Here is a 10,304-nt window from a genome sequence, read left to right as displayed (position 1 = left end):
GAGGTACGGAGGGCACAGAGGGATGTTCTTTTGTATTTTTTCTCCGTGTTCTCTGTGTCTCCGTGGCAATATATCTATCGATCTCAATTTTTCATTAGAGGTATTTTTTGCCACGGAGGCACGGAGGTCACAGAGGGATGGCCTTTTGCTTTTTTCCTTCGTGTTCTCCGTGTCTCCGTGGCTAATCTTACAAGGTCCAGCCGTTGTAATATTCAGGCACGATGTATTGCTCGGCGTCGGGGCAATTGAGTGCCTTCATGTTCGGACCGTCCCAGTAGAGCCGTTCGCCGGTGCGTAAAGCAACGATGCCCATCAGGATGCTTTCGGTGATCGGTCCCGAATAGTCGAAATCCGCACAGGCTTTGCGGCCTTCTTTGATCGCGTCGATCCAGTCGCGATGGTGGCCGCCCTTGACGCGCGGCAGCGTCTTCGGCGGGCGCTCAAAGTCGCGCAGTCGGCTTTCGGGTATGAAATGCGGCGCTCCGCCCCAGCCTTCGCACATGATTTTGCCTTTGTCGCCGATGAATAAAATGCCGTTGCCGTTGCCGATCAGGTCGCGTCCCGGCTCCAGTTCATCGGGCCGCGGCGGTTTGAGGCCGCTGTACCAGGTCAAATCGACGGCAGGCCGGTCGCCCTTAGCGGCAAAGTGAAAGAAATGCAGCGCCGCAAACGGCCGTTTGTCACGATCGCCCCAGGCGCCGCGTGCTTCGGTCCATTCGGGATATCCCAAGTCGAGCGCCCAAAAGGCGGGATCCATGTGGTGAATACCCATATCGGTCATGTGGCCGGTGCCGAAATCCCAAAACGTCCGCCAGCGGCTCGGCGTGTAACACGCGTTGTATGGGCGATATTTTGCCGGGCCAAGCCAGAGATTCCAATCCAGCCCTGCGGGCACCGGTTGCGGTTCCGGCTCTCCCTCAAGGCAGGCACCTTTGGAAACGCCGTCGCTCCAGGCGTGAATTTCGCGCACCGTACCGATCGCTCCGGCGCGCAGCCACTCTACCGTGAGGCGAATCCCTTCGCCGGAATGGCCTTGAATGCCCATCTGCGTTACAACGCCTGCAGCGCGCGCCGCCTCGGTCAGGCGCCGAACCTCATAGATCGTTCGCGCCAGCGGTTTTTCGAGATAAATGTGCTTGCCCCGCTGCAGCGCCGCCATGGCGGCGACGTAATGCGTATGATCCGGAATGGCGATGCATACCGCATCGATCGCTTTTTCTTTGTCCAGCATTTCGCGAAAATCGACATAGACTCGGCAGTCGGGGTAATCGGCGGTCTTGGGAGAGGAGAGATAATGGTTGCGGATAACCTCGTAGCCGGGTTTACGGCCGCCGCTCTCTTTGTGATAAGACCAGCTGTAATCGGCTTCCTCGGCAACGTCGGCCAGCGCCATGACCTGGACGTCTTCGTTGGGCAAAATATTTTTTAGATTCCACATGCCCTGCCCGCCGGTGCCGATCATGGCGATGTTCAGCTTGTCGCTTGGGGCGGTATAGCCGGAACCGCCCAATACGTAACGTGGAACCACCGTCGCCGCTGCGGCCGCACCCATAGACTGCAAAGCCCGGCGACGGCTCATCGTTGCATCCTGCTTTCCGGAATCCATCCGCGTCTCCTCAGCTGAGGGCAAAAAGCGGCATCGTTTTTCGGCAATCTTGGGCAGCTGCCGTCCTTACAAACGATAAGATAATAATTAAAAAACTCTTGAAATGCAAGGTAGGACTTGAAACAACAGTTGCCTTGAAAACAAATCCGACTTACCTTTGATCACTGCAGATTAAAAAGGACAAATTGATCGGAATGATTACATTTATCTTGGTAGAGCCGCGCCTGCCGGAAAATCTCGGTGCCGCGGCGAGGGCGCTAAAGACCATGGGGTTTTCGAACCTTCGGTTGGTCAATCCGTGTGATCCGCTTTCGGAGCGGGCCAAGTGGGTGGCGCACGGCTCTCAGGACATTCTGGAACAGGCGCAGATCTTTGCCCATTTGACCGAGGCCGTCGCCGATCTCGATTTTCTCATCGGCACCACGATTCGTCGCCGCAGCTTCCGCCGTCAATATCTGGACGCCCGCAAACTGCCTGAATTTCTGCAGCGAAAGGGGAATGCCGTCCATCGTATCGGGCTGTTGTTCGGACGGGAGGAGAGCGGCCTTTACAATGATGAGCTAGAGTTGTGCGACCTCTTGACCACCGTGCCGCAGGCGGTTTCCTATCCTTCCCTGAATTTGGCGCAGGCGGTCATGGTATATGCCTTTATTCTTTCCTCTTATGATTTGGAGGAAAAACGTCCCGCCGACGCCGGTGAATACGCCGCCCTCCGCGAACGGGTTGCCGCCCTCTGTCGTCGAGTCGGTTATACCGCAAATCCCGACCTGTTTACCCGTCTCATGGAAAGGATGGCATTGATCGAAGAGCAGGACGTTCGACTGTTGCATTCCCTCTGCAAAAAAATCGAGAAGGCGCTGAACGGCGACTCCCTTACCTAAAGTCAGCGTTTTTCCGGCTCGATCACCACGGCGGTGCCGTAAACCAGGATTTCCGCCGCTGCCTGCATAATTTGGCTGGTGCCGAAGCGAACATCGACGATGGCGTTGGCGCCCAACCGCTCGGCTTCAGCCTTCATGCGGTCGATCGCCTGTTCGCGAGACTCGGCCATTAACTTGGTGTACTCTTCGATCTCGCCGCCGACGATGTTTTTCAAAAGAGCCAAAATATCCTTGCCGATGGCGCGGGCGCGGATGGTGTTGCCGCGCACCAAGCCCAGCGTTTTGACGATACGATAGCCGGAAATGCTGCTCGAGGTAACGAGGATCATCGCAGTACCTCCTTGTAGGGATCGCTTTTGCGGGTAAACCATTTTTCGCGTGCGACCGAAACCAAAAGCAGCGCCAGCCCACCCATCAGCGATAACGCGGCCAACCGGACTGCCCAGCTCAGCGAGGTGTCCTTAAGAATCTCTTCAACCAATTTATAGCCGCCGTAGGCCAGCAAAACCGCAGCCCCGATCGAAATCAGCACCCAGCTGATGCCGCGTTCAATTCGATTATACACGTCAAGCCAGTAACGATCCCACACCTCTTGAGAAGGCATCTTGAGTCTCATAGTTGATGTAACCTCCTTGAGCTGTTGATACTCTAAATATTCTCGGCGCAGCTCCTCGTTTTCATCCAGCAAAGCCTCGAACTCGCGCCGTTCCTCCGCAGTCAGCTCGCCGTCGAGCGCAGCGGTCATCAACCGTTCGAATTTCTCTCGCTCGATAGTCATGGATAGATCCTTTCCAACTTGCTTTTCAAGTTCCGGCGGGCATTGAAAAGGCGGGACATGACCGTACCGATGGGAATATCTAATAGATCCGCAATCTCTTTGTACGAATAATCCTGAAAATCTTTCAGCAAGATGATCTCGCGGTCGGCCGGCTTGAGCTGATGCAGCGCCGTCCACACTTTTTCTCTAAGCTCAGTTTGTTCCACAGCGGTATCGACGCTCTGCCGTTCATCCTGCAGATGATTCAGTTCGACCTCGCCGATTTCAGAGAACGAGCGCGCATGCAGCTTTTTGTCGCGAAGATAGTTGAGACACAGATTGCGCAGGATTTTATAGTACCAGCCGAAAAAGGATCGGCCGAGCTCAAAGCGGTCAATGGCGCGGTAGGCGCGCACGAACGCTTCCTGGGACAGATCCAGAGCGTCTTCGTGCGAACCGACGAGGCCGAGCGCGCAAAAGTATGCCCGCTGCATGTACGATTTCACTAAAAATCCGTATGCTTGTCGATAACCCTTTCGGCAAAGTCTTACCGCCTCATCGTCGTCCCGCACTTGCGGAAAAGCCGACGCCTGCGCACTCTCCATTGGGTAATGCTCCAAAACGTGCTCCATCCGCCTCCGTTCTCCATACTGTTGGCATCTTTTTATAACCGGAAAGCGGTCTTTTATTCAAATTAAGCAACTGCTTCTGCAAAGCCAAAGGAATTCCTTTGCATAAAAGCCAAGGCTTCGCTATACTTGATCGGCAAATAGGAGAAAGGGTATGAAGCTCTTTTCTTTTTTTTATGGGTGTGTTTTGTTTGGTTCGGCTTTGTTACCCTTGCCTTCGGCTGCGCAAGTGGATGAGGCCGTCGATAAGCTTAAATCGATTAAAAATGCAGTCAAAGATGAACTCAAGATCGAACCGATCGATTATGAAAAGCTTAAATCGGTCTTGCCGAAGCGGTTCAAGGGGCTCAAGCGGACCGATTTGTTCGGAGAACGCGCGTCGGCGTTTGGACTCAAAATTTCCTATGCCCGCGCCGAATACCGAGGCAAAAAGGGCGGCCGCGTTCGTATAAAAGTGACCGATACCGGTAACGTACGAAAGCTTGCCGCGACGGCCATGGCGGCTTGGCTGACGGCCGACATCCAGCGCCGCTCCGACGACGGGTTCGAAAGGACTTTTGAATACCAAGGGCATCGTGCCTTTGCCAAATACAGCAAAAGCAAAGAAGCGGGCGAGCTGAAGGTTCTGGTCGCCGATCGTTTTCTCGTTGAAATCGAGGGCAAAGGGGTGGAAATGGAAACGGTTACCGCCGCGATGAAAAAAATAAAAATCAAAAAGCTGGTCAAATGGCGGGATCAAGGAGTGGAAAAGTAGTCGGCGCGTCGCATAAGCTCATTTGGAGGCGGCAGGCTTTGGAGTCCGCTTTCCAATCAAGCCTGCCGCATAAGGGATGCTTTATTTAATCATCGACATCTTGATGGTTCGGGTGTAGGTTTGATCCGAACTGACGGCAATCAGACGGGCCAAATAGATCCCTGATGTGCCCTCTCCTTGCTGCGGCTTCCATTGAACCGTGAACCGACCTGCCTCAAGAGTGCCTTCAATGAGCCGGTCCACAACCCGGCCGTTCACATCAAAAATCATCAGTTTTACAAATGACTGCTTGGGCAAATAAAAAGTGATCTGCGTACCGGCATTAAACGGATTGGGGTAATTCTGCTGCAAAGTGAAGCCGGCGGGAACCGTCGTTATTTTGTTTTTAACGCGCGTCGGCGTTCCGTATGCCATGATTTGCCGGCAGGAAGCGTTCCACGAACCGGCCTCCCAGTTGTGCACGCAGCCGGTCACCCGTACTCCCCTGACGATGCCGATGGGGCCCTTGAAACTGAACGCTTCGTCGCTCACCAGCGCGCCCCAAGCTGCGCTTTCCCATGAAAAGTAAGTATACTCCGGATCCTCTTTGATTTCAGTGCTCTCCCAGGTTGTACCGTCGCGGGTGATCTGGAGGTGAAAAGAACCCTCCTTGGAAAAGGCGCCGTTCGCATAAACAGTGCCGTCATACGGGCCATTGACATAGACCACTTCGGTGATGTCATAATCGCCTTCCCACACCACGCCGGCGGCCTGCCAGGCGTTGATGGTGTCGTCGACAGCCTCTCCGAGCGGCGTACGGCTCAACCAAATGACCGAATCCGGATCGTTGTCGTTCAGCTCGGGGCACTCGACTTTATTCGCGTCCGAGAGCGGATCGAGGTTGTGCGCCCAGGTGTAGGCTTTGCCGAAGGGGGCGACGTTGGTTTGGGGAAACAATAAAGACGCGGTGACGAGCAGAGCAGCCGCAGTTTGATGAAGCTTGTTCTGCATTTTGCACCTCCTCGAATAATAAAAGCTTTCCCCCATTCATGTTATATTGTGTTTAATTTAACAATGGAGAAAGGTTCATTATTCGCATAGAGCGCTCGGCAAACGGCGAGAAATAATCAGCTCTCGGATGAGCTCAATTTTTTTAACCAGGCGATCTCCTCCGGCCAGCGTTCCGGCGCCGGCGTTTCCAGGATAAAAGGCAGGCGGTCGAGCCGCGGGTCACGCATCAAACGGGCAAACGTTTCCATGCCCAACAGGCCGTCGCCCAGACTGTCGTGCCGGTCGACGCGGCTGCCCAGCGGCTTTTTAGAGTCGTTAAGATGGATGCCGATCAAAAATTCCATGCCGATGATTTCGTCAAAGCGGCGGAACGTTTCTTCGTAAGCTTCCTCGGAACGCAGGTCATAACCGGCGGCAAAAAGATGTGCCGTGTCCAGACAAACACCGACGCGGCTGCGGTCTTGGACCTGATCGATGATACTGCGCAAATGCTCGAATGTGTAACCGATGTTGCTGCCCTGTCCGGCCGTAATTTCGATGACCGCGCGAACGCCCTTTGTCTGATCCAGCGCCCAATTGATCGACTCGGCAACGCGCTTGAGACAATCCTCTTCGCTCATTTGATTCAGATGCGCGCCGGGATGAAAATTGAGAAAAACTAATCCCAATGCCTCACAGCGCTGCATTTCATCGAGAAAAGCGGCGCGCGATTTGGCGAGCCCTTCCGGATCCGGGCTGCCTAAATTGATCAGATAGCTGTCATGCGGAAGGATGACATCGGGCGAATAGCCGAGCCGTTCGCAGTTGGCGCGAAAGGCGGCGATCGACTCGTCCGTCAGCGGCTTGGCGGTCCACTGCCGCTGATTCTTGGTAAACAATGCGAAAGCTGTCGCGCCGATGGCGTGCGCGTTCAGCGGTGCAGATTCCACGCCGCCTGCGGCGCTGACGTGCGCTCCGATAGGCTTCATGGCAAGTCCTCCAACTTGGTCCAAAACGAGAGGTTTCGCCGACGGATCAGGCGATCGCCTCGGCAAACGTGAGCGGGCCGGACAGCTCCAAGGTGACGGCGTCGTTCGCCGTGTGCAGCGAAAGCAGGCGAAGATCGGCCGCAAACCCTCTGCCTGCAAGAATTTTGTTGACGTCGAAAAACAGAGCGTCTTTTTCGCGCGAGACGCCGGTCGGCATGCGTTCGACGATCTTGTCGAGAATCGTCTCCTTGAGTTGATCGGTGATCAGCCGCATCGGTTTGAGAGAAACGAGCCGTGCGATGAGACGGCGCTCGTCGCTTTCCAGGCGCATGGTGACTTCAAAAGGGATATTCAGCAGAACTTTGACGCTGCCGGTGACGACCAGATTGCCGTCGCGAATATCCAGCCCTAGCCGGCTGACGCGGCCCTCGCGCGGGGCATAGCGGTCGATCATCAGGTTGAAATCGGCTTCGGTCAAAGTGACTTCGATATGATTCAGAATCATGACGGCCTCCGGCTTTCAGCTGAAAAGTATCTCGATATCATCGCGCGTCAGCGATTTGAAAAAGCTGCTGTCCGTGGTGATTAAATCGGCTACCAGCTTTTGCTTGCGCGCCTGCAGATCGAGCATTTTCTCCTCGACGCTGTTCTTGGTGATCATACGGTAGACAAAGACCTTTTTATCCTGACCGATGCGGTGCGCGCGATCGGTCGCCTGAACCTCTACTGCAGGATTCCACCAAGGATCATAGAGAATGACATAATCGGCGGCAGTAAGATTGAGGCCGACTCCGCCCGCCTTGAGGCTGATGAGGAAAATCCGCACCGATTCGTCGTTTTGGAATCGTTCGACGCGCTGCATGCGGTCGGTGGTGTGGCCGTCAAGGTATTCATAGGTCACTCCGCCCGCATCCAGATGATTGCGGATCAGGCGCAGCATTTTGACGAATTGCGAAAAGATCAGGACTTTATGCCGCTCGGCCAAAATTTCTTCAATGAGCTCTTTCAGCGATTCGAACTTGCCCGAGTCTTCAGTGACGGAGCGGTCGACGAGCTGCGGGTGACAGGCAATCTGCCGCAGCTTGACCAGTCCTTCCAGAATGTTCATGTGCGCCCCTTCCACGCCGTACAGTTCGATGCGGTCGAGGATGACGGCGCGATAATGATCGCGCCAGCGCATATAGAGTTGTTCTTGGACCGGATTCATGGCGCAGAAGAAGGTCTGTTCTACTTTGGGCGGCAGTTCGCGTTCCACGCCTTCTTTGGTGCGTCGCAAAATAAAGGGATAGATGATCTTGCGCAGCAGCTTTGCCGTGCGTTCGTCGCCGTGTTTCTCGATCGGCAGCGTAAAGGCGCGCCGGAAATAGGTCAGCGGCCCGAGCAGACCGGGATTGAGAAAAGCGAACTGTGACCACAGCTCGATCGTGTTGTTTTCAACCGGCGTCCCTGTAAGTACCAGTTTATGGTCAGCCTGTAACAGTCGCGCCGCCTTGGCGGTCTGCGAAAGGGGATTCTTGATCTTTTGCGATTCATCGAGAATGACGTAATGAAAGCGATACTCGCGCAGAAAAAAAATGTCGCGCCGCAGGATGCCGTAGCTAGTAAGAATAATATCAAATTCGGCAAACGCCGAGCAGTCGCGCGGCCGGCTGTTGCCTGTGTGCTGAAAAACGCGCAGCTCGGGGGCGAACTTTTGCACCTCCTTTTCCCAATTGAACACCACCGATGTGGGACAAATGATGAGCGACGGTTTTCCGACGCCTCGTTGCTTGTCCCGTAACAGAATCGCCAGAGCTTGAACGGTCTTGCCCAGCCCCATATCGTCCGCCAGGCAGCCGCCGAAGCGATACTGCTGCAGAAAATTGAGCCAATCGTAACCGGCCTTTTGATAATTGCGCATGATCGGTACCAGGCTTTCGGGCAAAGGCGTCGGTTGCAATGACGAAAAGTCGGTAAGCTCGGCAAGCTGTTCATAGAACGATTCGTCGGCCTCGAAGGCGGCAGCGCTTTCCTGAAAGAGCGAATCGATCATCGTCAAATGCACTTTCGAGGCGCGGACACCGGTTTCCTCCGGCACGGTCAAATGGAAAAGATGTTGAAATTTGTTGAACCATTCCTCGCTCAAAAGCGCCAGGCTTTGATCCGCCAGCTTGACCAGGCGCTTATTTTGACGTACCGCCCGACGCAGCTCTTTGAGCGGCAGCGGCACGCCCTCCACGTCGATTTCAATATTGACGTCGAACCAGTCGATCTTGTCGGTGACGGCGACGCGAACGTTCGGCTCGCCGGTCCGCACCCGAAAGCGCTGCAACGCTTCGCGACCGACAAGCTCGTAACCTTCTTCCTGCAGTTGCGAAAGGTTGTTGAACGCCCAGTTGAGCGCCTTGGTGTCGATAATCTGAAGCCGACCGCGCGAAGCCTGGCGCAGACCGGTATCCAAAAGCCGCTGCAGCAGCTTTTCCTCTTCCTGCACATCGCGAACGACCTGCACGATGCGGTCTTCTACCTGACGATAGCAGGTCGGCCAGGGCTCGCCGGCGTCAATCTCGACGTCCTGGTACTGAAATTTCAAGTCGAGGTAGAGGTATCGTTCGCTTTCGGACAAATAAAGCCGCTTGCCCGTCAGCTGATCGCGACGGCCGACGACCAATGAATTCGGCAGCTCAACCGGCGCAATCTCCCGCAGCGAATGAAACGCATGGCGCAAAAACTCTGGAAATTCTTCGGTCGGAATGACCAAAGCGCCGTCGTTTTTGGTGTATGGTATGAGCAGTGCCGCTTCTTGGAGGTTGCCGACGCGAATGAGGCGCTTGTCTTTCAGCAGCCAGATTGGATGGCCGGTCAGAACCTTGTAGGCGCCGTCGAGCAGCGACTCGACGCCGTCGAGGAGTACGCGCGGCGTCAGGCGAAAGGCGTCTTCTTCCTGCTCGAACTTGAGTTCGATGCGCGCTTCGGTCGGATGAAAGGTCAGCGGAGTCGAGTTTTCATCGAACGGGGCCAGATAAATGAGGCTTTCACGCATGAGGTCAAAGAGCGGCCCCAACCGGCTGCCGTATTTGTAATGGTAGATGTTCGGCTTGAATTGGCGGGTTCCGCCGAAATAGCGGTTGAAATAAAAAGAGCTGCTTTGATAATCGATTTTCTGCAGATGGGAAATAATAATCGGGTCGTTCGGCGCATAAAGAAGTTCGCGGCTGTCGGTGTCCAGATCACCGATGTTCGAAAACCTGCCCAGCTGATTGTTACGCCGCAGATAGGCCTTTTGCGGCGTGAGCGACCATGATTCCTGCGCAAGGTGCAGCAGATAGATGACGCGCCAGCGCGGCGGAGGGGGCAGCGAGGGGGTTTCGGCGTCGATGTCGATGACTTGTTTGAGAAATTTCTTCCAATTCGGACGCAGTTTGGCGCGCTGCAGCTCGGGCTCGTTCTCCTCGTACCATTCTTTGGCGGCAAGCATGGCTGCTACGGCGTGCTTGCAGGTGGTCCAGTGGGGACACGTGCAGCTCGAATAGAGGTTGCCGCCGATCTCCTGAACCGAGACGCGGTAAACCATTTTTCCGGTGACTTCAGCCTCGAAGCGGTCATTATCGATTGATAACAGCTTGACGCGGCGTTCGCGGAAACAGCGTTCTCCCCTTTGATAAACTTCGCCCGTGACGAGATTGCGAATTCTTAGGTTGGAAAGTCTCATAACCTCTTTTGCCGCAACGGCAATTATG

The 10,304-nt window shown here is 55.0% G+C and carries 10 protein-coding genes; 2 read left to right on the top strand and 8 right to left on the bottom strand.

Translation table 11 applies throughout. The features are described 5' to 3' along the window. Nucleotides 1-187 precede the first annotated feature (187 nt). On the bottom strand, nt 188-1,606 hold the full coding sequence (locus ONB24_09895; protein MDZ7316422.1) for a Gfo/Idh/MocA family oxidoreductase: 1,419 nt from the start codon (nt 1,604-1,606) through the stop codon (nt 188-190). 194 nt (nt 1,607-1,800) lie between these two features. Between ONB24_09895 and ONB24_09890 the strand changes: the two genes are divergently transcribed. Then, nucleotides 1,801-2,487 (top strand): tRNA/rRNA methyltransferase, encoded by a 687-nt coding sequence (locus tag ONB24_09890; protein ID MDZ7316421.1) that lies wholly within the window; start codon nt 1,801-1,803, stop codon nt 2,485-2,487. Nucleotides 2,488-2,489: 2 nt separating this feature from the next. Here the strand turns inward: ONB24_09890 and ONB24_09885 are convergent, their stop codons facing one another. Genes ONB24_09885 through ONB24_09875 form a run of 3 tightly spaced genes read right to left on the bottom strand, consistent with a single transcriptional unit; the run spans nt 2,490 to nt 3,876 of the window. After that, nucleotides 2,490-2,816: a YbjQ family protein gene (locus ONB24_09885; protein ID MDZ7316420.1), complete on the bottom strand. Its 327-nt coding sequence runs from the start codon at nt 2,814-2,816 to the stop codon at nt 2,490-2,492. Further along, on the bottom strand, nt 2,813-3,265 hold the full coding sequence (locus ONB24_09880) for a zf-HC2 domain-containing protein (GenBank protein MDZ7316419.1): 453 nt from the start codon (nt 3,263-3,265) through the stop codon (nt 2,813-2,815). The genes ONB24_09885 and ONB24_09880 overlap by 4 nt, the downstream gene beginning before the upstream one ends. After that, nucleotides 3,262-3,876: a sigma-70 family RNA polymerase sigma factor gene (locus tag ONB24_09875; protein MDZ7316418.1), complete on the bottom strand. Its 615-nt coding sequence runs from the start codon at nt 3,874-3,876 to the stop codon at nt 3,262-3,264. The genes ONB24_09880 and ONB24_09875 overlap by 4 nt, the downstream gene beginning before the upstream one ends. A gap of 151 nt (nt 3,877-4,027) precedes the next feature. Here ONB24_09875 and ONB24_09870 point away from each other — a divergent pair, with 151 nt between their 5' ends. Then, the gene (locus ONB24_09870; GenBank protein MDZ7316417.1) at nt 4,028-4,627 is read left to right on the top strand and encodes a hypothetical protein; all 600 of its coding nucleotides are present in this window, start codon (nt 4,028-4,030) and stop codon (nt 4,625-4,627) included. Nucleotides 4,628-4,708: 81 nt separating this feature from the next. On the opposite strand, the gene ONB24_09865 is transcribed toward ONB24_09870, so the two are convergent. The 4 genes from ONB24_09865 to ONB24_09850 all read right to left on the bottom strand — a co-directional run bounded on the left by ONB24_09865 (nt 4,709) and on the right by ONB24_09850 (nt 10,276). Next, nucleotides 4,709-5,617 (bottom strand): T9SS type A sorting domain-containing protein, encoded by a 909-nt coding sequence (locus tag ONB24_09865; GenBank protein MDZ7316416.1) that lies wholly within the window; start codon nt 5,615-5,617, stop codon nt 4,709-4,711. A gap of 116 nt (nt 5,618-5,733) precedes the next feature. After that, nucleotides 5,734-6,585 (bottom strand): deoxyribonuclease IV, encoded by an 852-nt coding sequence (nfo, locus tag ONB24_09860; GenBank protein ID MDZ7316415.1) that lies wholly within the window; start codon nt 6,583-6,585, stop codon nt 5,734-5,736. A gap of 46 nt (nt 6,586-6,631) precedes the next feature. Then, the gene (locus tag ONB24_09855; GenBank protein ID MDZ7316414.1) at nt 6,632-7,090 is read right to left on the bottom strand and encodes a hypothetical protein; all 459 of its coding nucleotides are present in this window, start codon (nt 7,088-7,090) and stop codon (nt 6,632-6,634) included. A 15-nt stretch (nt 7,091-7,105) separates the two neighbouring features. Further along, complete coding sequence (locus tag ONB24_09850; protein MDZ7316413.1) at nt 7,106-10,276, bottom strand: DEAD/DEAH box helicase; 3,171 nt, start codon at nt 10,274-10,276, stop codon at nt 7,106-7,108. Nucleotides 10,277-10,304 lie beyond the last annotated feature (28 nt).

Source organism: candidate division KSB1 bacterium, from assembly GCA_034505495.1.
In the GTDB taxonomy this organism is placed as follows: Bacteria; Zhuqueibacterota; Zhuqueibacteria; order Residuimicrobiales; family Krinioviventaceae; genus Fontimicrobium_A.
Note: the sequence above shows the minus strand (reverse complement) of the source record. Positions and strands in the feature narration are given on the sequence as shown.